We start from the raw sequence: 21,814 nt of genomic DNA, 5'->3' as shown, positions 1-21,814 counted from the left end.
CGGTATCTTAATTAAACGGAGAGGGGGGGATTCGAACCCCCGTTAGGTTTGACCCTAAAACAGATTTCGAGTCTGCCGCATTCAACCACTCTGCCACCTCTCCAGGTTGGTGATTTTGGTTTAGTCTAACGCCTATTCTACAGGGGAGAAGCCGGATTTTCACTAAGGGGGAAGGTGGATTCAAAACCACGATCGCGAGTCCACTGCACTGCCCCATCTCTGGGCGTCCAATAAACTTTGGAGATTCGGCGTTCTAACTGGCTCAAGCTTTCGGCATCAATATTGCGAGACGTGAGAATAAGAACTTTAGGTTGCAAGTGGTGAATCGCTTCTAGATCAACTTGTGTGGACCACCATAGCACTTGCGGCGAGGGGACTTGGGCCGTTTGCAGCCAAGGTAATAATCCTTGATACCTACCCGAAACCATCAGCCAGTTTTGTTGATTGATAGTGAACTGCAACAGAGTCGGTTGGTGACGCAAGACGCTAATTTGAGTTTGGTCTTGAACCAGTTGCTCACCGACTTGAAGGAAACGTAGCTTTTCCGGTTGGACCTGAGATCCAAGAAGTTGCTCTTGTAGTGCGGTGTTGTTGGTTACAGAGATGGGAATCAACTTCTTTAGGGAGACCTGCTGGAGTAACGCGGGCCATCCGTCTCTCCAGCGAGATCGTAAGTCTGTGGCTAAGGCCAGATCCACTTGATCAATGCCCTGGCGTTGTAAAAAAGGAACGAGGGTTTGTGATGCGGTGTTGCGATCGCCACTATTCAATACCAGCGTCGATCTGGGTTGCTGGATCACCATCATCGGGGGTGTGGCCCGGTCAAAAATCGTGATTTGGAAGCGATGGACTTGATGATGCCAAATGGGCAGAATGATGATACCCAAGGCCAAGGTTATCAATAGCGGTAGGCGCTGCTGCCAAATGGGTAAGAGCCAAGCCGACACCAGCAGCCCATAGAGCACTACCAACTGCCCAATGGAGATCATGCCCAAGGTTAAGGAGGCTCCCGGTAACTGGCTGATCTGAGTGACCAGCCAAATCAGTCCTTGAGTCGGTATTGCCAGCAGCCAAGCCAATAGCCCCCCTGCCAAAGGCCACACCACCGCTACGATACCGCTGCAAATCCACCTGCCGTCAGCAGAATCAGCAGCGGCGTTGTGCAAATATTGGCCAGCAAACAATAAATCGGGGCGATTCCAAACTGATAGAGCTGTAAGGGCAAGGTCCACAACATAGCGGCGATAGGCACCGCGAATAGGGATGCGAACGCAGGCGGTAACCAATCCAGTTTGTGAGTTAAGGGTGGCACCGTCACAATCAGTCCCAAAGTGGCGAGGAAGCTGAGTTGGAACCCAAATCCCAGATCCATTGGGGTTGGATAACGAGCAGCCCCACAGCCACGACCAGCAATACGCCCACTGGATTTAACTTCTGGTTGGCCGCAACGGCAGCCAGACCTGCCATCCCCATTAAGACTGCACGGGAAACCGAGGGCTCAAATCCACTCAAGAAGATAAACAGGATTAAGCCGATCAGCCCGGTGAACAGTTGAGTTCGAGACGATAGACGACCCGTGATCTTTAACAGTCCTGCAAGAATGATAGAAACATGGAATCCTGACGCGGCTAGGGCATGAGCCAAACCGACTTTGACAAAGCGATTGCGGAGATCGAACGGTAAATCAACCCGACGATGGCCCAAGACCATGGCGCTGACTAACGCACCTTTTCGGGTCCCAGGAATCGGGCGTGCGATCGCACAATGCGCTGCCGAACTGCCCATCCGCCCCAGTTCCTCTAGACTGCTTGACTGTAGCAGTTTTACCTCGCAAACCTGCGAAATACCGGAACGAGTGAGGTAATCTTCAAAATCAAAGCCTTGGGGTGTAGTGGAGCGACGAGGCTTGTATAGATAGCCAGAAATTTCCAATCGCTGTCCTGGATGCAGTTCTTGCCCCTGCTTTGGAGGCAAGGATACATAGAGTAAGCCACGAACCGTTTTTTGAATTGGCTTTGCTTGTAGTTTTAACGCCTGAAGCTGAAACTGAACGGTTTGACTCCGTGTCAGGCGAGGCATGGTTTGACTTTGCCTGTAACCGTCACGGGCGATCGCGAGACTTCAGAGACGATTCGACTGATATCTCTTGAGCCTGGAGTTGGGGTGCGGACGAAGAAATATAGGCTCGCAATAATGCGATGGCTAAAGCCAATAGCCAAAAGGCAACCCTTGGGCCTCGTCGCCAGGGATAAAGAAGCGGCCAGGGTGTTCGTAAGCTAAGCACTCGTATTCCCATTAGCCCCAGCCCTAAGCCCATCAACCCTACCCAGCCATAAGGATGAGCCGTAGAGAGTAAGCCGACTATCCAGGCGATACAGAGAATGGCCCCATTCAACGCCTGCATTTAGATCCTAAATTGCTGCAGATCATCACAGTTGTAGAGTTGACGGTCTTCACCGCTACGAATTAACCGCTGCTGCAATTTGGGATAGTCACAGATATCGACAGAGCGTCGTTCTCCCCCATCAAATAGACCAAGTCTTGGTCAAAGGATTAGACAAGCTATGGGGCTGGGAAGGTGCTGTAAATCCCATAAAGTCGCCTGGACCAACTTCATATGAAGCATTGCCAATCTCGGCAATCCCTTTTCCCGAAAGGACATAACAAATTCTTCTTCTTGATGATGGTAGTGAAACTGCGTGGTGTCCCGACCCGGCTCTACTCTAACCAGATGAACTCCCAGCCGTTCAAGTCCCACCCAGTCCCCAATCGATTAGTGTGTCGTACCGCATTAGAGTTTAAAGGATGTTGAAAATGTTGTTCGGGGACTCTTGAATCGTGGAGGCTTTGACTAAGTGAGGCATAGATACACTCCTGAGTCACATAGGACGTCCCATCCTTCCTGGGAGGAATGCTCGAAGAGCAGGGTGGGTCTCTCCAATATCCTACAGAACAAGACTCATTTGGATGATTTTTGCTAAATCCACATCTTATCTCTTCAAAAATCAGCGGTGGCTGAGTTGTGCCAGTCTCTCAGAAACCTAAAAGTGGATCCTCAAGACTTTAATCGCTCGGTCTCTTATTTATGCAACTTCCCCTTTGTGGGATGCCGCGTCAATTCTATCGCTAGCTTTAAAGCTTTGTAGTGAAATCCACAATACATGATAAATAGGGCTTGCTTCGAAAGTCTAAGGTTGAATATTTGCAGTGTATCCAAGTGTTGAGCGCCCTTGAGAAGTGCAGGAAATCGTTCAAATACTCAAACCTTTGCACATGCACCCCAATGTATCGTCGTCCATCCCCGGTCAACTGTCCTTTAAGACTTCTACTTGCCCTTCGGAGGCAAACTATCAGAAGAGAATCGCTGGGTCAACTCGCCGAGCTGATTCCTTGGGAGAGCTTTGAGTCAGAGTATGCAGAGCAATTCAGTCAGACCATGGGGGCACCTGCCAAACCCTTTCGTGTGGCCTTAGGGACCTTAATCATCAAAGAGAAACTGGGTGTATCCGATGCAGAGACCGTAGAACAGATTCGAGAGAACCCTACTTGCAGTACTTTCTGGGTTTAGTGAATATCGAGAGAGTGCTCCGTTTGATGCCTCCATGCTGGTTCACTTTCGCCAACGGTTGAATCTAGAGCTACTGACTCAGTCAACGACGCAGTCGTGGAATCAGTGCTCGCATCTGAGGTTCTCCTGTTGTGATGTCCCCTGAGTCATCTCCTTCTCCTGAAGATGACGAAGATGAGCCTCCTGCCCTCCCAACCAGGGCCAATTGTTGATAGACGCGACCTGTGCGCCAGCCGATATTCGCTATCCGACAGACTTAGATCTGCTCAATGATGCCCGCAAAGCGAGTGAAGCCATCCTTGATGCTTTATATGCTCAAGTCATGCTGTCTCTCAAGGGCAAACCTCGCACCTACCGCCAAAGGCCCGCAAAGCTTATCTGGCCATTGCCAAGAACGTCAACCGAGTCGCAAGCTGATTCGTAAGGGATTCGTCAGCAGTTGGGCTATGTGCGTCGGAATCTAGCCCACATTGATGGATTGATAGCTTTAGGAGCGTCTCTGTCCCGACTGTCCCGGCGACAGTACCGTCTGTTGCTGGTGATTCATGAAGTCTTTCGACAGCAAGAGTGGATGTATCAACAGCACGTGCGTCGAGTAGATGACCGTATTGTCAGCCTCACTCAGCCTCATGTCCGACCGATGGTCCGAGGCAAAGCTGGAGTACCTGTTGAGTTGGGGCCAAGCTATCCCTCAGTTGTGTCAACGGATGTGTGTTTCTGGAACGTTTAAGCTGGGATGCGTTCAATGAATCCAGCATCTTCAATATCAAGTGGAAGCTTTTCATCGTCGCTTTGGCCATTATCCTCTCTCAGTCCATGCCGACCAATCTATCGAACCCGAGCTAATCGACGATGGTGTAAAGCTCGAGGTATCCGATTGAGTGGACCACCGTTAGGAAGACTCACAAGACCCCAGGTGCAGGGCCAACTCAAGCAACAAGCACGGGAGGACGAAAAGGTGAGAGTCCAATTGAGGGCAAGTTTGGGCAGGCCAAGCGAAGATTTGGCTTGAATCGAGTGATGGCGAAGTTAGCGGATACGGCTGCTAGTGCGATTGCTATCACGTTCTTGGTGATGAATCTAGAGCGGTGGCTCCGCCACCTTTTATCATTCATTTTGGGTGGGATTGCTGGTGTGGAAAGCGTTATGGAGCTGCCAGGGCTGCCTGGGGCTTTCTAGGGCCAGTGAAGGAATATGGCCCTGGCCGTCACAACTGGGTTGATTGTACGATTTGATGCCAGGAATAGCTCAATTTACTTTTTCAGCAAACCCTATTACCTGCAGATGGCAGTTATGGCCATATCGGTAGCGCTAGTTGGAGCTGGTTACCGCGAGTATGTTGCTTCTGTTTAAACCAGTACTTAGGTCTTTGTAGCGAATGTCCTAGCATTTCTCAGCGGAGAACGTCAGGATAAAGAGAAGGAACTGGTTTCCTGATTGTCATCATCCCCAAAGTCATCGTTACATCCATGCCTGAATTGTCTAGTATTCTTGATCTTCGTTTGGTTCTAGAAAGCGTTGGTGCGCTCCTATTGGGACAGCTACCGTCGATACCCTGCGTCAACGGCAGCGGCAGCAGCAACTCACATCTGCCTCTGAAGAACAAAACGGTTGCTAACAGCTGACCAAACCCGTCTGCAGACCGAGCAACAAACCCTTCAAACCGATAATGAGACGTTAACCACGGCCCTTGCCAAGGCTAAACAGGTGGTGGAGGCTCAAGAACAGAGCGTTGACGAGTTAAAGCAGCAGATCAGCCAGCTGCAACAGCAGCAACGCGCTTGGGCAGACGAGAAACAAGCCCAAGACCAGCAGCAGAAGACCCTAGAACTGAACTAGAGACTCAAAGCGAAATGCCAACAGCTGCAGGCTGAATTGGATGAGCGGGCTGCTACGACTACGGAATTAGACACTCTCGCTGCTGCGAAGACGCAAGCGGAAGTGGATCTGCGCCAGGCTCAATCTAAAATGCGGGGCTTACAGCTCCAAGTGGATACCCTAACCCAAGCACAACAGCCCTTGCAGGCCAAGGTAATGGCAGCAGAGCAGACAGCCGCTGCCGCTACCCAAGCTAAGGCCCAACTGGAACAGCAGCTTGCCCAGTTGACTCAGACGCAACAGCAAGACCAATCTCAGGTGACGCAAGCCCAGGCAACGATTCAACGCCTTGAACAACAAGTGGCCAGCCTGACCACGACGCAAAAAACTTTAGAAAATCAGCTGCAACAGCAGTCTCAACGGGATCGTCAGCGTCAGAACTTAGCGACGGAAGTGGCTGTACTCCAAGATCAAATTGCGACCCTCACCACCCAAAACCAGAGCCTAGAGGATGATCGAGTTGCTGTCCAGCAGGAGAAAGCCACTCTAACCCAGCGATTAGAGACCCTAACGGCCACCCATGACCAGCTAGCCACCACCCAGGCTGAAACGGTTCAGCAGCTTGCTGCTCTGACTCAAACGCATCAGCAGTTGGAGCAAGCCATGCTCAGCTAAACAGCAGAGCTAGAAGGGCTCCATCATGCGCAGACGGATCTCTCTACCCTTCGTCAAGAAAAACAAACCCTGGAGTCTCTGGTTGCCGAGCAAAACAGGAAATTGACGATTTAACCGGACGACTGGCCACGGCCAAAGATCTACAACGGCAGTTGCAGAGGACTATGAAACAGCTCAGACCTCCTTGTCTGCTTTAGAGACCCAAGACACAGACTTCAACACAGAGCTGGCAGCGGATCCAAGATGCCCATGCTCAAATCCAGACTCTTCAGCAAAATCTGGAGACCCTGACCCAAATAATCAGGCTCTGCTGAACCAGGTCGCCTCAGCTCCACCGGAGCAATCCCAAGCCTTACAGGAACTCGAACAAGCCCTGCAAGCTGCCCAATCCAGAAATCAACAGCAACAACAACAGTTGCAGGACCTAGCCCAAGAGAAAGAGTCCCTTGTGACTACCCTGCAAACCGCTCAATCGAACGCCACTGAGCTACAGCAGCAGATTGCATCCTTGACTCAGCAACAGCAGGAATTAGAGACGAGTTTAGAGCAAACCCAAACGGCAGATTCCAGCCTGATTACGGAACTTACTACCAATCAGCAGCAGCTCACCACGGAGCTAACTGATGCTCAAGAACTGATTACCAACCTGCGCCAGCAAATCTCAGATTTGGAAACCGCTCAAGAGGCACAACCCACCAGCACAGATCTTGAAGCCCTGACTCAAACCAATCAAATCCTATCGGCGGAACTGTCAGACTCACAAACAGCATTGACGACCCTACGTCAGCAACTTCAGACTCTGGAGCAACAGCAACGCTTAGAGACTGAGCAAGGTGAAGTTACCAACGACCAGGCCAAAACCATTGCTGCTTTGGAATCCCAACTGCAAACCCTGCAACAAGAACGGGAGACCCTTAATCAGCAGGTGGCGGAATATCAAGGCCATCTTCCTCCTTTGCAACAGCAGATTACGGACTTAGAACAACAGCGACAAACTCTGGAGTCCGTATTACAAGGTGCCGAAACTCAAGCGCAAGACCTGGAACGGCAGCTCAATACCCTGATTCAGGAACAGACCCAAACTCAGCAAGATTTACAGGTTCAGCAGCAGCAGGTCATCACCCTAGAACAACGGGTACAGGCCTGGAAGCGGAGAAGACTCAATTAGCATCTGCCCTCAGAGTCGCTGAAGCCGCCCCTATCCCTTTGCAGGATGCCTTACAGGAAGCTCAAACGGAACAAACTCAGCTGGAGCAACAGCTGACAGCACTCACCCAGCAGAATCAGGAATTACAATTGCGGTCAATCAAGCCTCGGATACTTCTGCGTTGGAGACAGAGCTGGCAGCAGTGAAGGCGGAGCAGAAGCGTTTAACGGCAGCCTTACAAGCGGCTGAAGCCGCCCCCATCCCTTTGCAGACAGCTTTACAAGCTGCCCAGACTGAAAAGGCCAGTCTAGAGCAACAGCTCGCAGCACTAACAGAGCAGAATCAGACTCTACAAGATTCTCTAGAACAGGCCTCGGATACTGCAGCTTTGGAGACAGAGTTGGCGGCAGCGAAGGCAGAATGCGATCGCATCACCCAAGCCAACAGACGGCAGAAACCACCATCCAAACCCTGACCGCCCAACTGAAAGCGCTAGAGTCCCTACCTGAGCAGGTCCAATCCCTGACCCAAGCGAACGCTCAGCTCGAAGCCGACCTCCAGCAGGCCACCACCATAACGGCAGAAATGGACCAGTTAACGCAGGCTCAGCAGGATCTGAAAGCAGAGCTATCGCAAGCTGAGGAAGAGAAACTAGGGTTGCGATCGCAACTCCAAACCTTAGAACAACAGGTGGTGGATCTGCAATCGGCGACATCATCCGTGGAACTAGAACAGCAGCTTCAAGATCTGACGACAGATCGCGATCAGCTTCAGCACAACTACGACACTGCCACGGCTAAATCACGACCCTACAACAGCAACTCCAAACCTTAGAACAACAGGCTGCTGAGCTACCAGACTTAGGGATGCCTTGCCGAACAGATGATGGCAGCCATGAAAGAGGCCGACCAACAGATCACGACCCTAGAAACCCAAGTCAAAATCCTGAAAAGACAAGGTAGAGCTGGAAAAGCGATGAAAATGGCCAGAGACGTCGTCTCGCATTTTGAGCAACAGGTTGAAAAACTCACCCAAGAAAAGCAACAGCTTGAACAACAATTCCAGATGTCTGCCTCAGATGATCCTGTGGCCACGGTCCCAGCAGTTGTCCCTGAATCGCAACTGGCCTCCCCTCGCGGGACAAAGTTTTGTTATCACTGGCAAACTGGCCCAGCTCAGTTATGAACAAGTGAAAAAATCATTCAGGAAGCAGGCGGTACTATCAATACCCACCCCAGTTCTAAAACCAGCTATGTCGTCGTCGGCAAAGATCCAGGCAACAAGCTGAAAAGGCTGAGAATATAGTATTCCGCAATTATCAGAGCAGCAGTTAATGGAGCTATTGGGTTAGATCTCTCTGCTTGAAGAATCTACTGGCTTTCGAGGGCTTTGTTGCAAAATTTTGCAGTCTTCGAAGAAATATAGAATTCCATGTCTCCAGCCTTAGTAAACCCGCTGAACCTTAGATAGGCATGGGAAAATCGTGTTCGGATTTTTTGGCCTACACCTTTAGGAGTTATTTTCATGACAGTGCGAACCATCACAGATCAACAAACGACGATTCGCTTTTCCGGCTACAAGCTGGATGATGCCGATGCTTGGCTCGAAACATTAAAGGAAAATGGACGCCCTGTTCATGGAGAGTTGGCCAAACGCTAAGCTTTTTCTCAACTCTAGTTCTGCCCAACGGATTTTCCATCGTTAGGTTAGAGTTCCTCTTCTGATGCAATACCCTCGACAAGATGCGAGGGTATTTTTTATGGCGTTACGTCTTTAGAATGAAGTGTACATTGCCCTAAAAGTGATTCAGGCAGTGGGATTGCCAATGATCACTATCACTCTAGATCTCTGCTTAGGATCACCTGCTAAGACCGCTGATGAGGGTAGGATTGTGCAAACATTCGAAATGGTGCCAATGAAGATTTGACATTACCCAGTAGATTAATCAGAAAAATCGCTAGTTTTAATGAAGACGAAGATGAAGCACATTGTGGGCGTCTCAATGGGTGCATGAAGAGATAGTCTCAACCGTCTTAACCTAGGAAATTCGTGGCCATTTTTTCTGATAAGTGCTAGTTGTGGCCCAATTCAGGGAATATTAGATGCGAACTTGGTTTCAGTGAATCAGCTAGCGCTTTCAACGCCGGTATAGAAACCTCTTCGGGAATTTAGGGAATCAGTGCCAACCTTGGCAATCATTGACTAAACAACCCATGATGCGCTTACAATTGAGCTTTTTAACCATCATCAAAAGGTTCGATTCAAATCTTTTTTGGCTTCAGATAATCGGTTTTTCTGTTTCACCACGCGATCTAATTTCTTTTTTGAGGAGATATTTAATGGCACCAAATGGAAACTGATTGTTCCTGGAATTATCGCGGGTGCAGTCGCGATCGGGGGGATTGCTGCATATTTTTACCTAAAGGTTATTCCTGCCCGTGAAGGAACCAGTCCAGTCGCCAGTGCAAAAATTGTGCCCGATGAAGCCTGGATGGCAGGCTATGTTGATATTACGTCGGATTCTTGGGAGAAACTGAAAGATTTTGGTACTCCCGAAGCTCAAGATCTGGTGTTTGGTGGTTCGATGAGATGACTGCTGATATCAAAAAGAGTTAGCAAAAGATAAGCTGGATTACGATAAAGATATCAAGCCTTGGTTGGGTAGTGTGATGTTTGCGGCGGTTCCTGCCAGCGAGGACACACCCGCCCCCAGTATGTTGATGGTCATTGGCATTAAAGACAAAGTAGAAGTCTTAAACTTTGCAATAAGATGAAAGACAAGGAAGATTTAGAGGTCAAAGAGACTGACCATAAAGGCGTCAAGATTTTAGAAATAGATGCTTCGGGTTCTCCAAGCTATGTGGCGATTCTCGAGAATCACCTGGCTATGTCTGACAATCAAGATGTGGTCAAAAAAGCCATTGATTCATCGAAGGGTGATCCGTCCTTAGCCTCCGATGGTGAGACTCGGAAGATCCTGGAAGAAAGCCTGAAGATGGAACCCCGTCGCTCAAATCTTCATCCCCAATTATGGGAAATTGATTACCCAGGCGGCAGCGTTTAATCCCAGTAATCCACTTCCTCCTCAGCTGAAAGATCAACTGGATCAATTAAATCGGTGTCAGTTGGCATGGGCATTGACAATGAAGGCGTTCGGTTCCGAGCGGTAACCAAGGTCAATCCCGATTCCTTTAAGTGGGAATTCAAGCCAGTTCCAGGCAAAATTATTTCCCAATTCCGGCCAATACCCTGTTATCGGCCAATGCTGGTAATCTGAGCAGTCAGTGGAATTACGCCCTCCAACAGCTAGACAGTGTGCCTGAATTTAAGAAGGCTTAGATGAAGTCCGACAGCAGATTCGTCAAACCACCCAGCTGGATTTAGATAAAGACATTATTGGCTGGATGGATAAAGAAGTGGGATTAGCTCTTATTCCAGGCAATCAAGGCGTCTTGCAACCTGTCGGTTTTGGCGGAACCTTAGTGTTCAAGACGAGCGATCGTGCCAAAGCTGAGGCAACCTTTGCCAAACTGGATGACTTGGTTAAGCAAAGCAATGTCCCAGTCAATAAAAAAATTGGCAATGTTGATGTGACCCAATGGCAGTTTCCACCCACCAAAGAGACCCTAGCTGGTCATGGTTGGATTGAATGAAACCGTATTCTTTGCCATTGGTGACCCCATCATTAAGGTCATGGCCAAACCGGATAAAACGTTGGATCAGAGTGAGATCTTTAAGTCTGTCACTCGAACCTTACCCAGTCCAATTCTGGTTATTTCTTCGTCAATATGGATGAAGCAAACAAGGTGATTTTGAGCAATCCAGCCATTACCAGTCAAGGTCTAATTACGCCTGAAGTTGAAGCGGTTCTCAAATCCATTCGGGGCATTGGTGTTGCTAGCACCCAAATGGATAAGTCTACTTACACAGGAGATGTCCTCTTAGCGCTTAAGCCAAAATCATAAGCGTCACCTTAGAATTGCGATGAAACCTGGTCGAGATATAATTCGGCCAGGTTTCATCGTATGTACTGCGAGGTTGCAGAACACTGAATCTTCCGTGTTAGCCGTCATGGGGTGAGTGCGTCCGTAACCTTGAGGAGACAAGAAGTATTCAGGGTGGTGGGTCATTGCAACACAAATAGTGGCTATGAAAGAGTAGACAGTTCCAATTCACTCCTCTTAAAAGCAGGTCCGGAATGATTTTTGATCTCACCTCTCGAGGCTCATCAAGACTGATACCTTCCCGCATTTTGATCACTTTAGCGGGTACGCCAGCTGCGATCGCATATGCGGGTAAATCTTTGGTGACCACTGCACCTGCTCCTACAATGCAGCCTTTACCAATCTTGACCCCGTCTAGTACAGTAGTGCCAGCGCCTAGCCAAACATCATCTTCAATAATGACTGGGCCACGTGTATACACCCCTGCTCTAACATAGGGACATCGAGCCTATCATTCAAGTAACGGCCCCGCCAATGTAGCAATTGCCTCCAATGAGGTCAAAATTTCCAATCTGATCCCCCGCCCGATGACAGGATGGTATTACAGCCAATATCGGTGTTCTTACCAATCGAAACAGTTGCTGTTTTTCCTTGGATCACACAGTTGCGTGAAATGATGACATCGTCTTCGATGGTAATGCCTTTCTCCGGCACCACTGGCATCGAGTAATACACCATCATCAATTGCCACACGATTCCCCAAACTAATAAATTTAGGATGACGTATCGTTAATCCTCTTCCCAATAATACTTTTGCCGACCTGCTAAATAATGATGGATAGCCAAGCTTACGGCAGGCGTAGCCTAAATTCCAGGTAGGTTACAGAACAGCAATTGAAATAGCTCAATTTCACGAGTCGAGTGAAATCAGTATCCCCAATAGATTTCTTGATAGCGTTCTAACAAGGGACATACTATACTCAACTGCTTAGATAATGCTGCTTTGAATACGCGTTGGGCTTCTATAGCTTCATAATAATTATCCAATATTTCATCATGATCACTGGAAATATTGTAGAGAAGACCATCAAGCTGTCGCTGAGCATAAATATTTGGTAGCGTGATAAACCTACTGATCACCTCCTAAATTGCTAGACTAACCGTCAATTAATTGATGCACAAAATGAACGATTGATGACAAATCAATCGCTTTGGTATCTGTTTGCCTCAAGAAAACAGACTGCTTGTATAACCGCTGGATGCGGATCTAAATTTTGCGCTCAACCGCTGAGCACTTTGATCTTAATGTCATCTAGTTTGACGAAGAAACAAGTTAAAATAGATAGTTTAATTTTTATAAATTAACATGTCTTAGTGAAAAAAATAGTGCTTAAATTAACAGCCAGCTTTCATCGTTGGATATTGGCTGTCATTTTTCCTGATTGGCATGAGATTGAGCGGCCACTGTCTGAATCTAGAGAGGGTAAATCTCCGCTGCTTATAGCGAAGCAATGAACTCTCAATCCAAAAGCGCGACATGTCATCCTTCCCCATCCGATTGAGACAGGTAATTGATTTCAAGCCGAACACACCAACCATTAGAGCACTGTGAGTCTATCAGAGAAGCAATGGTGTATGTCTGCACCTGGCTTCTGCATTAGAATGGCAACTGCTAACTTAACAAGTTACATCTTGTATGCAGCAATTTACAGCTCGTCAGCTAGGTGTTGGTATCGTAATTATCTATTTTCTCTAGTTCTGATTGTGATCATTTTACAATGCCTGTGTTGCTATCAACGCTGCTTGCATAGCTTTCTCAAGCTACCTCCATATAGATCAACGCTGCTTGATCACCACCCTACAGCTATCCAATCGCACAGCAATGATTGGGTTCCAGTCATTTATAGTTGTATTAATGCACAGAAAATTTGATAGACAACGATCCTGACTGCCAAGGAAAATTAAAGATTGCGAGCACTCGCAAACTGTACTGCCGCCCTTGAAGTCCAATATATCGCCAATGCCAAGGCTCAAAGTTAACTCCTGGGCGTTATTCGGGGAATGAGAGTTCAAATCCATAGTTCCTGGCATTATGGTTAACCACTCATAGGCCGTGTGTCTTCAAAAGCCACCTTGAGATCTTTTCCGGCTGGTTGCGATCGCCAATATCGATCGCATATCCGGTGTGATGCTCACTAAATCCAGGCGGAGCACTAAGCTTGGTGGCTGCTTCTACACTCCCTAGCTTTGCACTTGTTTACGAACAGCTCTTTTTGGTCATTCACTGAGCGAAACCCAGAGATAGGTTGAAGCGTGAGATTGGCATCAGCAGCGGCATTAACCAATTGGGTAAAGGCTGCCGCTGCTTCTTGATCCAAATACTCAGACCGACGATACGTCCCTCGCACAAACTCTCCAACGTTTACCAGTCGGTTATCTTCATTCTCAGCATAGGAGAGATGACCATAGTAATTGTTAGGTGCAGAAGCGGCCGAGTTGCTGGAGCCTAGCTGGAGAGGGAGCATTCGAGATGGAGGGCAAGCTTCATACAGGGAGATGGGGGCGGCTGTTGCAGGGGCAATGGTTGGGATGTTCGCCAGGAGATGAGCAGAGGGTGGGGTGACTGCTCTGCGAGACAGGTGAATCACGGGGACCAGTTGAAGGCTAGCCGCCAGCCAGACAATCACCGCTGTGGTCAAAAGGCTGATCACCACAAACTGGAACTGGCCGAAAATTTTTGGAACCCTTCATAAGCCTATTGCTGCCCCATGATAGACAGTAACCACAGTAATTGAGAATAGACGTTTAGTGTCTAATCTCGTTGAATGAGTGAGCGGCAATCCAGCCCCGAACCCCGACTGAGGGAACAAGACTTCATACCAGAGGTAACCACCGACATCTTACGTGACCGACAATGCGGACGCGATCGCCAGGTAAGCCATATGTTTAGTCGGGAATTGGTTCCTGGCCCCGTTCGAATATTTTACTTCTGGACGCCGACAAGGGTTGCGTGGTATTTGAAGACGTCGGTTTGGGGGTGGCGTAGGCTCAGGAGAGGAGGCGCGGCTTGATCTGCTTGACTAACTGCGCTGCAATCCATCCTGGGCCTGAGATTCAGGAAAGTAAACGTTATGCCAGAGGAAGCCACCCTGATCGCGATCGCTCGTAATAATCGGATCCGATCGCCTGGAAGCAATATGGGTTGAGCATAGTTTGTTCCTGGGCCAGACCGGATATTTTGGAACCAGGGTCTCCTGTAATGCGGGCGTTGGTTTGATCGGCATTAGGGGTAATGCAATCTCGACTGGAGGCGGCGGAGCAGGTCGATCACCTGACTCGTACTGTCACTAGCGGGTGTGGAAGGCTCGGGAGAGGTACTCACGGCTTACCAGAGGTGGAACGCTCTGTTCCACGGTAGGTGAAGGCGAGTTGCGAGAGAGTAGCTCCGAAACCTGACCCCGCAAGAGAACGGCACTCACCAATACGAATATGCCAATGACACCGCCTGTGAGGATGGCTTTTGCCATTCTGGAAACCGGTTGGGTGATGGTGGGCGGTACGGATGGATGTTGGGAATAACGGCTTGGGTCGGCTCGGATACAGCCGGCTCAGGGGGGCTGAAACCGACGCTTCGGTGGAGGGAATCGAGGGCTGTTGGAGGTATGAGCAACGATATCCGTGCTTCTACACCCACTGGAGTGGTGTCTTGATTCGCGAGAATTTCGGGAGCCTGGCTTTGCAGTATCTTGGGCAACATCCACAACATGAGTTGCTGGCAGCACCAAATGATTCATCATGGCGGCGGCACTGAGAAACCGTTCATTGGGCTGAGGATGAATAGCTTGACTCAGGGTGGCAGCAAACTCCGGGCTGAGATTAGGCACTAAATGCTGCCATAGCAGAACGCCTGTTGCGGATCGGTTTTGAGTTCTGAGGGATTTAAGGGTGAGGAGATAGATAGCCGTGAGCCCTAAGCTATATAAATCGCTGCTGTAGACTGGGCGTCCTGCCAGTTGTTCCATGGGCATATATCCGGGGTGCCTACCACAATGGAGCGATTCGTTTGCCCTGGGAATTCACCACGGTACTCATGGTTTCTTTAAACGGCCCCAAAATCAATGAGGCTGGTATGCCGTCCTCTTGGCGCAAGATAATGTTATCGGGCTAATATCTCGATGAACAATCCGCTGTGGTGAATATAGTCGATAACTGGCAAGAGCTGATCAAAATGTCTCGCACTTCCGTCTCACTGAGGGACCGTGCTGCATTTTGGGTCAGGGTTGACCCGCCACCCACTCTTCTACTAGGTAAAACTGACCAGCCTCTTCTAAAAAAGCGTAAAGCATGGGAATTGGTCATGGCTTTCTCCCAAACGCTCTAGGATAGCGGCTTCCCTCTGAAATCGATCCTTCACCAATGATAGATCTGAGGATTATTGTCAATGGGCTTTAACTGTTGATCACGCATTGGCGTCGGGAAGGCATTTGGGTGTCTTCTGCCAAAAGGTGGTGCCAAAGCCACCATCACCCAGGACTTAATGACCCGGTAACGGTTATTCAGTAAAGTTGGGGTTGAGGGTTGCACATGGGGAGTATTGGTACCGGAATTCGTCATGCATCCACCTGGCTGTCGAGAAATAATATGAGGAAGCCTTCATCCCACAATAGAAGCTACCCCTAGAATGTGCAGTGATCCGTTCGATCTGTCATGTGATTAAAACAATGCTACCTACAGGTGAAGCGATCAGCGCCAAGAATATGGAATTTCCTATCAAACCTATCAACGATCGTTTCAACAGCCCTTGCAAACGAGGTATGGGCAGTGGTCGATCCGTCGAGGTTTGGTGGTTACTTTAGAGGATGATGCTGGCAATATGGCCAAGGTGAAATTGCGCCTTTATCGTGGTTGGATCTGAGACTTGGGAACAAGCCCAGGCCTATTGTCAGCAACTGCCACGACAGCTAACGGACGCTCACATCTTGTCTATCCCAGATCGCTATCCGGCTTGCCAGTTTGGATTGGGTTCAGCGTGGAAGTATACATCAAAATCCGTATCAGCGCCTGTTTTCCTGAGATTTGCGGCCTATTGCCCACCGGAAGCCCTGCTTGTCCGCCGCTTCAAAGCTATGGGAGCAGGGATATCGAACCTTTAAGTGGAAAATTGGGGTGGATGTCATCGAACAGGAACAGGCTATTTTCAGCAGCTGATTGAAGCTTTGCCACCGCAAGCCTTGCTGCGCTTAGATGCTAATGGTGACTAACCTATGAGTCTGTCTGTCGTTGGCTGAAGCTATGTGATCAGGTGACGGACACTCTTAGGATTGAATATCTGGAGCAACCGCTACTCCCCAAGCAATTGTCGGCCATGTTGTCCTTAAGTCAGCAGTTTCAAACCCCATGGCCTTAGATGAGTCGGTGGCAACTCTGTCTCAGCTGCAGTACTGTGTGCAACAAGGATGGAACGGTATTTTGTGATTAAACCCGCTATCTGTGGTTATCCCCATCGCTTGCGTCAGTTTTGCCAAGCCCATCCGATTGATGCGTTTCTCCTCTGTTTTGAATCAGAGGTGGGACGGCAAGCCTGTCTAAGATTGGCAGCAGAACTATCGAATCCCCAACGAGCCATTGGGTTTGGTGTTCGCCATTGGTTGTCCCCTGATGAATAACGCTTCGTTCTCGTTTGATCCAGTTAAGCCGTCCAGTGCTAACTATGGGTTCTCCCAAGCAATTGGCAAGGGAAGATTGGATCTGGGCCTAAATCATCAGCGCTGGTTAGAGCGAACTCAGCAACGACAACGGGAGCTACAAGCGGTGATGGAGCGAGAGGCTATCCCAGAGTCCTGTTAGTTCAGTCTGATTCGCTAGAGTTTTTAGCTGGATTGATGGCGGCGTGTTTATGTGAATGTCCTGTATTCTCGGGAATCCCCATTGGCAACGTTCTGAATGGCAACAGGTGTGTCATTAGTTCAACCCCATGTCATTTGGGATGCCTCTCAGTTGCCTCCGGTAGATATCCCAAAACCAGCCTCAGCTAAGCCAGAGAAAAGGGATGGATTTAGTCCCTACCGGGGGCTCATCGGGCAGGTTCGATTTGCGATCATACTGGGAGACTCTAACTGCCTCGGTGGAAGGCTGCCAACGTCATTTTCGGTGGTGAATTGGATGCCATCAATTCCTGCTGCTGGTTACCCCTGTATCACGTTAGTGGGTTGATGCAGTTTATGCGATCGCTCCTTACATACGGCAAACTCCTCCTCCTCCCGCGCCACTGTTCTCTTCCAAGACCTCCTTGAGGCCCAACATTGCGGCTTTCCTGGATCCGCAATCTCAGCAACCCATGCCTATTTCTCTCTCTCGTTCCACCCAACTCCAGCGACTCTTACAACAGGGCGGCCCTCGTTTACAGTGGCTCGCCCGATTCACACCATTTGGTGGGGGTGCACCGGCATGGCCCGCTTTACTTCAGGCGGCGCGTCAGCATCATTTGCGGTTAGCCTTAACCTATGGCATGACAGAAACGGCGGCTCAAGTGGCGACCTTAGATCCGATCAATTCCTGCTCGGAGCAGCCCACAATGGCCATGTTTTGCCCCACGCTCAATTACCGTTGAACATCAGCAACATCAGGGCATGTTGGCCCATCACATCGGACAGGTGGTCATTAAATGTACCTCTCTTTGTAAAGGGTATTACCCTCATTATTTGCCGCTTATCACAAATTTTCCACAGATGATTTGGGATATTTCAATGACTCAAGAGAATTACATATTGTCGGTCGTTTAAGTCGCAAGATTATCTCTGGTGGAGAGAATGTTTTCCCGAAGAAATAGAAGAATTAATTTTAACTACAGGCATGGTAAAAGATGTGACGGTGTTGGGCCAACCCCATCCCGATTGGGGCCAAATCATTACCGCCATTGTGGTTCCTGCAGCAGACTCTTTTCCCTAATCGCATTGCAGACTTGTCTGAAGAATCAACTCAGCCCGTTTAAACAACCAAAGCAATGGTATGTCTGGTCTCAGCTGCCCCGTAACCCTCAAGGTAAAATCGACCAATCTCAGATGAGGAAACTACTTCAGGTTGATCAGTAGTGACTATAGGGACGGAAATTCTGACATTGACCCATCTAATTTATTGATATATTTCACTCTGTTAACCCCCGCGAATAAGAGTGAACTTTAGTAAAATCCCTGAGTCAGCCCTGGGGGTTAATGCTAGATTAAACCCAGGTACAAAAAGTCAAAGTTAACAAGTAACCCGGAACACGTCAGTACCTCCTACCTCTGTTCTGAAGAGCAACCTTCTTCCTGAGAACTTACGATTTGTGGTAATCATTTTCTATAAGAAAAATTGAAGACCAGAACACTTATCTAGTAAGATATGTAAGACTTACCTCTTAGAACTGTTGCTGTTGTTAATGTCCACTTTAGTTGTTTTCTGTAAACTCTATCTATTTTTCAATTCTGAGCAAACATACATTCTCGGTTTCTATAGGATTAAGGGTTGGTTGCAATAAGCCAAGCCCTTTAGCCGTTTTAAACAGATTTGTAAGACGCTGATGAAATTAGCATTAAGACATCAGCAATCGTTGCGTAATTTCGATAAATCCTAACCCTTCAGCAGCTTGAGTCATCGCTTGGGGTGGTGGTCAATCTGCTCTAGGTAGTGAGATAAGTTGGCAACGCCGACGGAGTGCGGAAAAACTTGAGAATCGAATAGGTCTTGATCATTCGGACTATCGCCGATCGTCAAAATTTGGTCTAAATTATATTGCTCCGGTAAATGGTGTTCTAGGACCGTTAGGAGCCCTGCCTGCTTGTTCTGGCCTTTGGGTTTGATATGACACTGCACCGTACTGTAAGTGAATCAAATCCTGCAGTAGCGCAGAGGTTGGCCATCTGCTCCAAATCGGCCGGATCAAAGCCAGGATTATCAAAGGTCCAATCCGTGATTCTAAAGGCGTTATCCGCTGTGGTCCGTAGATGAGGGAAATGGGTTTGGAGTTGACGAAAGGTGTTAGCTAAGTGAGCACGATGGTCTTTGAGGCCCGGAATGTCTGAAAGTACTTTGCCAGGAGTGTCGGGTTCTTGAAAGAAAAGGCCGCCATTTTCTGCGATCGCACCTTGTATCGGTAAATAATGGGCAAGGCCGCTGACCCAACCCGCCGATCGCCCCGTCACAATCACAACTGTAAAACCGCTCTTTTGTAAGTCCCATAGGGCTTGACCCAAAATGGCTGGGAACTTACCGTCGACGGTGAGGGTGCCATCCATATCGGTGGCAATGAGCTTGATGGAATTGAGTTGATGGGCAGGGAGATCCGCAAAGGGAGGAATGGGATGGTGCATGGACTATTCGTGCAGGGCGGTCTTAATTTTACAGTGCGATTAGACGGCCTTATAAATGACGGCACCATCGGACTCACGATTGCCAACGACCAATAGTTCTGCTAAACACAGTTCTTGGACCTTGGATTTAACCATTTCAGGACTTTTTTCGGTTGCAATCACACAATCACTCAGAGTGGCCCCCTGCTGATCTCGGCAAATCTTCAGAATTTGCACATCCAAAGGAGGACTCGTTTGTGTGTATGTACTGACATCTCTGACAATGGTCGGTTGTGTGGTGACATCTGCTGAACTATAGAGCAATCTTTGCTTGAGATTTTTATGATCAACCATCTCTGGAATAAGGAAAGGTCGACCACTTGACCAATGCCCAGAAACCCGAAGGTACAAAGTAGAGAATGCCGCTAACGGGTTTGCCTAGGTAGAATCGGTGAATTCCACAGATGCCAAAGGTAGAGAAAACCAAAGGAGATAGGCAGTACCATTATTAGCCATTGGGGTGTTACGACCTCTGCTGTCTCGAACACTATCCTTCAATTCTAGCCAATGTACCATTTCAGCAGAATCACAACCTTTACCTTTCTATAGAAAAGCAAATGACAGGCATCCCCCTTTCCATATCTAAATCTAATCTGATGGTTTTGATTTTAGATCTAACTGGGTGAGATGCATCCCATTCCCAGGGCATGGATTATGATTTCTAATGTCAAAAAGGAGAAGGTTGCCCCAGCTGACCCATGGCTATTGTCATAGTCACTTAACATAACCGCGTTTCACTAAAACGGTTGTCCATGCACCTGTTGCTTGAAATTTGATGTTCTTGCTTTGGGCATCTATAGAGCTAGAAACACTTCAGTCTCTGCTACTAGAGTAAGCAGAATACTCAAATCAAGATACTTCGATCATCGGACTGGGCAGTAAGTCTAGGAGTTCAGGCAGAAGCTGTTTAGTCTTCTAAACGCGTGATTAGAACTTTTAGCTCTTCAGCTAATTCTTGACTGGTAATTTTTTGCTCAGTCTCACTAGTATCATCCATAAACATATTGCCTTTACCCGTCAATAGCCAATCGATGGACACCTGATAATAGGTGTTGAGCAAAATTAAAAAATCTATATTTAGCAAATAATCACCGCACTCACAGCCAGACCACTGTCTGACAGAGATAGAAAGATTCTTGGCGATTTGAACTTGGGACAACCCCAAATGAGCCCGTAGCTGCTTCATTCGTCTGCCAATTTTTTGGGCTGCAATATTAATAATTAGCTGATCTTTTTTCCCGAGTTGCTTGCGAGGCATAGCAGAGTGGCAGATTAGTTTTGATGATTATTGAAGATATTCAAAAGGACTCAAATTGTAGTCATCTAATCCTAAATGCAACCGAAAAAAAAGGTAATCAGATGACAAAGTTTTGTCTAAATATTTTCCAATAAGGACATTTTAGTCGTAATCCTCAAACGAGTTCTATGTAGGAATACGGATCCTTTTGAAATTACTGGTGTTTTAATCCAGAAAATTATCTCCGTGAAAATACTGAAATCTTGAGTGATGTGGCAAGGTGATGGGTCTATATTGTCCGCTCTGAGGGGTGCCACTCCGTATATTCACGGATACAATAGAGAGAACAGTTATCAAGTGGCATCAGTAGTGGTTGCACAGGACGCAATCATCTATGACATTGAGAAGCCTTTAGTCCCTGTTGGGGAGAACACTCTAATTTTTAGGATTTAGCAAATCGTTCGTTGAGTTTTTGCGAATGTTTATGCTATCTCAGGGCTAGAAAAAGTCATACATTAAAGAAAACATTATCTAGTTGTTGTTAGACATAGCAATGGACACAATTCAATACAAGCGATCGACCAAGGGCTGTCAAGCTAGACGGAGAGCAGAACAAAGACACTCAAAATATCAGCCTATTGCCACGACGAGGAGTAGTCTGCTGGAATCTTCTTATAAAGCCCAACTGGATTTAGCCGTCAAAGGAGTGTTGTTTGAAAGTCTATACCCTCTCAGTCGAGATGAGATTGCAGAACGTATGACATGGTTAATAGCCGATACCAAATATGGAAAAATTAATCGAGTATTTGCGTCTCTACAGCGCTTGATCACCAGTAAGTTAGTTGCAGCAACTCGTGTTGTTGATCAAGGAAAGGAGGTCACTAAATATCTTTTGAATCTTCCCTACGAGGAATTGCAAAAAGAGCGGGCGGCGAGGGTGAGAATTCAGCAGCTTCAGTGTAACGAATAGAAATCTTTCCTGTTGGTATCAACGACCAGACGATACATCCTGAATATAAAAGCAAAGAGAGAGGATTG

General features: G+C 48.0%; 29 protein-coding genes, 1 tRNA gene and 6 pseudogenes. 19 read left to right on the top strand and 17 right to left on the bottom strand.

Annotation, left to right across the window (positions count from 1 at the left end):
- Window positions 1-16 precede the first annotated feature (16 nt).
- The 5 genes and pseudogenes from ON05_RS12145 to ON05_RS12125 all read right to left on the bottom strand — a co-directional run bounded on the left by ON05_RS12145 (window position 17) and on the right by ON05_RS12125 (window position 2,633).
- Window positions 17-103: transfer RNA gene (locus tag ON05_RS12145), tRNA-Ser, on the bottom strand.
- Between the two features lie 34 nt (window positions 104-137).
- A complete protein-coding gene (locus ON05_RS12140; RefSeq protein WP_262561657.1) occupies window positions 138-1,166 on the bottom strand; it encodes a hypothetical protein in 1,029 nt (342 codons plus the stop codon).
- Window positions 1,109-2,079 (bottom strand): annotated as a pseudogene (locus ON05_RS12135) (ComEC/Rec2 family competence protein). The gene ON05_RS12140 and the pseudogene ON05_RS12135 overlap by 58 nt, the downstream one beginning before the upstream one ends.
- 22 nt (window positions 2,080-2,101) lie before the next feature.
- Complete coding sequence (locus ON05_RS12130) at window positions 2,102-2,404, bottom strand: hypothetical protein (protein WP_262561656.1); 303 nt, start codon at window positions 2,402-2,404, stop codon at window positions 2,102-2,104.
- Between the two features lie 121 nt (window positions 2,405-2,525).
- Window positions 2,526-2,633 (bottom strand): hypothetical protein, encoded by a 108-nt coding sequence (locus tag ON05_RS12125; RefSeq protein WP_262562157.1) that lies wholly within the window; start codon window positions 2,631-2,633, stop codon window positions 2,526-2,528.
- Window positions 2,634-3,283: 650 nt separating this feature from the next.
- Between ON05_RS12125 and ON05_RS12120 the strand changes: the two are divergent.
- The 12 genes and pseudogenes from ON05_RS12120 (at window position 3,284) to ON05_RS12060 (ending at window position 11,173) form a co-directional block, all read left to right on the top strand.
- A pseudogene (locus tag ON05_RS12120) lies at window positions 3,284-4,790 on the top strand (IS5 family transposase).
- Between the two features lie 389 nt (window positions 4,791-5,179).
- Window positions 5,180-5,407 carry a hypothetical protein gene (locus tag ON05_RS12115; protein ID WP_262561655.1) on the top strand — a complete coding sequence of 76 codons (228 nt, stop codon included), beginning with the start codon at window positions 5,180-5,182 and terminating at the stop codon, window positions 5,405-5,407.
- 36 nt (window positions 5,408-5,443) lie between these two features.
- On the top strand, window positions 5,444-6,061 hold the full coding sequence (locus ON05_RS12110) for a hypothetical protein (protein WP_262561654.1): 618 nt from the start codon (window positions 5,444-5,446) through the stop codon (window positions 6,059-6,061).
- A gap of 184 nt (window positions 6,062-6,245) precedes the next feature.
- On the top strand, window positions 6,246-7,229 hold the full coding sequence (locus tag ON05_RS12105; protein ID WP_262561653.1) for a hypothetical protein: 984 nt from the start codon (window positions 6,246-6,248) through the stop codon (window positions 7,227-7,229).
- 160 nt (window positions 7,230-7,389) lie between these two features.
- On the top strand, window positions 7,390-7,683 hold the full coding sequence (locus ON05_RS12100) for a hypothetical protein (protein WP_262561652.1): 294 nt from the start codon (window positions 7,390-7,392) through the stop codon (window positions 7,681-7,683).
- Window positions 7,629-8,042: a hypothetical protein gene (locus ON05_RS12095; RefSeq protein WP_262561651.1), complete on the top strand. Its 414-nt coding sequence runs from the start codon at window positions 7,629-7,631 to the stop codon at window positions 8,040-8,042. The genes ON05_RS12100 and ON05_RS12095 overlap by 55 nt, the downstream gene beginning before the upstream one ends.
- Before the next feature lie 60 nt (window positions 8,043-8,102).
- Complete coding sequence (locus ON05_RS12090) at window positions 8,103-8,393, top strand: SNF7 family protein (RefSeq protein ID WP_262561650.1); 291 nt, start codon at window positions 8,103-8,105, stop codon at window positions 8,391-8,393.
- Window positions 8,394-8,405: 12 nt separating this feature from the next.
- Window positions 8,406-8,513: a BRCT domain-containing protein gene (locus tag ON05_RS12085; protein ID WP_316964591.1), complete on the top strand. Its 108-nt coding sequence runs from the start codon at window positions 8,406-8,408 to the stop codon at window positions 8,511-8,513.
- Between the two features lie 219 nt (window positions 8,514-8,732).
- Window positions 8,733-8,867 (top strand): hypothetical protein, encoded by a 135-nt coding sequence (locus tag ON05_RS12080; protein ID WP_010475779.1) that lies wholly within the window; start codon window positions 8,733-8,735, stop codon window positions 8,865-8,867.
- 613 nt (window positions 8,868-9,480) lie between these two features.
- Entirely contained in the window at window positions 9,481-9,801 is a 321-nt protein-coding gene (locus ON05_RS12075; protein ID WP_262561649.1) for a DUF3352 domain-containing protein, read from the top strand.
- Between the two features lie 76 nt (window positions 9,802-9,877).
- A pseudogene (locus tag ON05_RS38510) lies at window positions 9,878-10,485 on the top strand (DUF3352 domain-containing protein).
- Window positions 10,486-10,564: 79 nt separating this feature from the next.
- A pseudogene (locus tag ON05_RS12060) lies at window positions 10,565-11,173 on the top strand (DUF3352 domain-containing protein).
- 148 nt (window positions 11,174-11,321) lie between these two features.
- Here ON05_RS12060 and ON05_RS12055 read toward each other — a convergent pair.
- From ON05_RS12055 to ON05_RS12020, 8 genes and pseudogenes are all read right to left on the bottom strand, one after another.
- The gene (locus ON05_RS12055; RefSeq protein WP_262561643.1) at window positions 11,322-11,633 is read right to left on the bottom strand and encodes a DapH/DapD/GlmU-related protein; all 312 of its coding nucleotides are present in this window, start codon (window positions 11,631-11,633) and stop codon (window positions 11,322-11,324) included.
- 77 nt (window positions 11,634-11,710) lie between these two features.
- Window positions 11,711-11,905 carry a hypothetical protein gene (locus ON05_RS12050; RefSeq protein ID WP_262561641.1) on the bottom strand — a complete coding sequence of 65 codons (195 nt, stop codon included), beginning with the start codon at window positions 11,903-11,905 and terminating at the stop codon, window positions 11,711-11,713.
- A gap of 1,351 nt (window positions 11,906-13,256) precedes the next feature.
- Window positions 13,257-13,349, bottom strand: a pseudogene (locus ON05_RS38505) (hypothetical protein); the annotation flags it as partial.
- A 16-nt stretch (window positions 13,350-13,365) separates the two neighbouring features.
- Window positions 13,366-13,851 (bottom strand): D-alanyl-D-alanine carboxypeptidase family protein, encoded by a 486-nt coding sequence (locus ON05_RS38500; protein WP_262561639.1) that lies wholly within the window; start codon window positions 13,849-13,851, stop codon window positions 13,366-13,368.
- 381 nt (window positions 13,852-14,232) lie between these two features.
- Entirely contained in the window at window positions 14,233-14,436 is a 204-nt protein-coding gene (locus ON05_RS12035; protein ID WP_262561637.1) for a hypothetical protein, read from the bottom strand.
- 63 nt (window positions 14,437-14,499) lie between these two features.
- Entirely contained in the window at window positions 14,500-14,679 is a 180-nt protein-coding gene (locus ON05_RS12030) for a hypothetical protein (RefSeq protein ID WP_262561636.1), read from the bottom strand.
- An 81-nt stretch (window positions 14,680-14,760) separates the two neighbouring features.
- Window positions 14,761-15,174 (bottom strand): hypothetical protein, encoded by a 414-nt coding sequence (locus ON05_RS12025; protein ID WP_262561634.1) that lies wholly within the window; start codon window positions 15,172-15,174, stop codon window positions 14,761-14,763.
- A gap of 388 nt (window positions 15,175-15,562) precedes the next feature.
- Window positions 15,563-15,766 (bottom strand): hypothetical protein, encoded by a 204-nt coding sequence (locus ON05_RS12020; RefSeq protein WP_262561632.1) that lies wholly within the window; start codon window positions 15,764-15,766, stop codon window positions 15,563-15,565.
- A gap of 287 nt (window positions 15,767-16,053) precedes the next feature.
- Here ON05_RS12020 and ON05_RS12015 point away from each other — a divergent pair, with 287 nt between their 5' ends.
- The 6 genes from ON05_RS12015 (at window position 16,054) to ON05_RS11990 (ending at window position 18,100) form a co-directional block, all read left to right on the top strand.
- A complete protein-coding gene (locus tag ON05_RS12015) occupies window positions 16,054-16,305 on the top strand; it encodes a hypothetical protein (RefSeq protein WP_262561630.1) in 252 nt (83 codons plus the stop codon).
- A gap of 303 nt (window positions 16,306-16,608) precedes the next feature.
- Window positions 16,609-16,818 (top strand): hypothetical protein, encoded by a 210-nt coding sequence (locus ON05_RS12010; protein WP_262561629.1) that lies wholly within the window; start codon window positions 16,609-16,611, stop codon window positions 16,816-16,818.
- Window positions 16,811-16,999: a hypothetical protein gene (locus tag ON05_RS12005; protein WP_262561628.1), complete on the top strand. Its 189-nt coding sequence runs from the start codon at window positions 16,811-16,813 to the stop codon at window positions 16,997-16,999. Before ON05_RS12010 ends, ON05_RS12005 begins: the two co-directional genes overlap by 8 nt.
- Before the next feature lie 108 nt (window positions 17,000-17,107).
- Complete coding sequence (locus tag ON05_RS12000) at window positions 17,108-17,365, top strand: hypothetical protein (RefSeq protein ID WP_262561627.1); 258 nt, start codon at window positions 17,108-17,110, stop codon at window positions 17,363-17,365.
- Between the two features lie 124 nt (window positions 17,366-17,489).
- On the top strand, window positions 17,490-17,762 hold the full coding sequence (locus ON05_RS11995) for a hypothetical protein (RefSeq protein ID WP_262561626.1): 273 nt from the start codon (window positions 17,490-17,492) through the stop codon (window positions 17,760-17,762).
- Between the two features lie 242 nt (window positions 17,763-18,004).
- Window positions 18,005-18,100 (top strand): hypothetical protein, encoded by a 96-nt coding sequence (locus ON05_RS11990; RefSeq protein WP_262561625.1) that lies wholly within the window; start codon window positions 18,005-18,007, stop codon window positions 18,098-18,100.
- A gap of 622 nt (window positions 18,101-18,722) precedes the next feature.
- Here ON05_RS11990 and ON05_RS11980 read toward each other — a convergent pair.
- The 4 genes and pseudogenes from ON05_RS11980 to ON05_RS11965 all read right to left on the bottom strand — a co-directional run bounded on the left by ON05_RS11980 (window position 18,723) and on the right by ON05_RS11965 (window position 20,797).
- Window positions 18,723-19,500 (bottom strand): annotated as a pseudogene (locus tag ON05_RS11980) (HAD family hydrolase).
- Window positions 19,501-19,539: 39 nt separating this feature from the next.
- Window positions 19,540-19,833, bottom strand: coding sequence for a hypothetical protein (locus ON05_RS11975; RefSeq protein ID WP_262561622.1), 294 nt, complete (start codon window positions 19,831-19,833; stop codon window positions 19,540-19,542).
- Window positions 19,826-19,966, bottom strand: a complete 141-nt coding sequence (locus ON05_RS11970) for a TM2 domain-containing protein (protein WP_262561621.1) — start codon at window positions 19,964-19,966, stop codon at window positions 19,826-19,828. Before ON05_RS11970 ends, ON05_RS11975 begins: the two co-directional genes overlap by 8 nt.
- A gap of 480 nt (window positions 19,967-20,446) precedes the next feature.
- On the bottom strand, window positions 20,447-20,797 hold the full coding sequence (locus ON05_RS11965) for a helix-turn-helix domain-containing protein (RefSeq protein WP_010475793.1): 351 nt from the start codon (window positions 20,795-20,797) through the stop codon (window positions 20,447-20,449).
- A 532-nt stretch (window positions 20,798-21,329) separates the two neighbouring features.
- Between ON05_RS11965 and ON05_RS11960 the strand changes: the two genes are divergently transcribed.
- A complete protein-coding gene (locus ON05_RS11960) occupies window positions 21,330-21,746 on the top strand; it encodes a hypothetical protein (protein WP_010475798.1) in 417 nt (138 codons plus the stop codon).
- The last annotated feature ends 68 nt before the right edge of the window (window positions 21,747-21,814 follow it).

The organism is Acaryochloris sp. CCMEE 5410 (genome assembly GCF_000238775.2).
Lineage (GTDB): Bacteria > Cyanobacteriota > Cyanobacteriia > Thermosynechococcales > Thermosynechococcaceae > Acaryochloris.
This window is presented reverse-complemented; position numbering and strand designations above follow the sequence as displayed.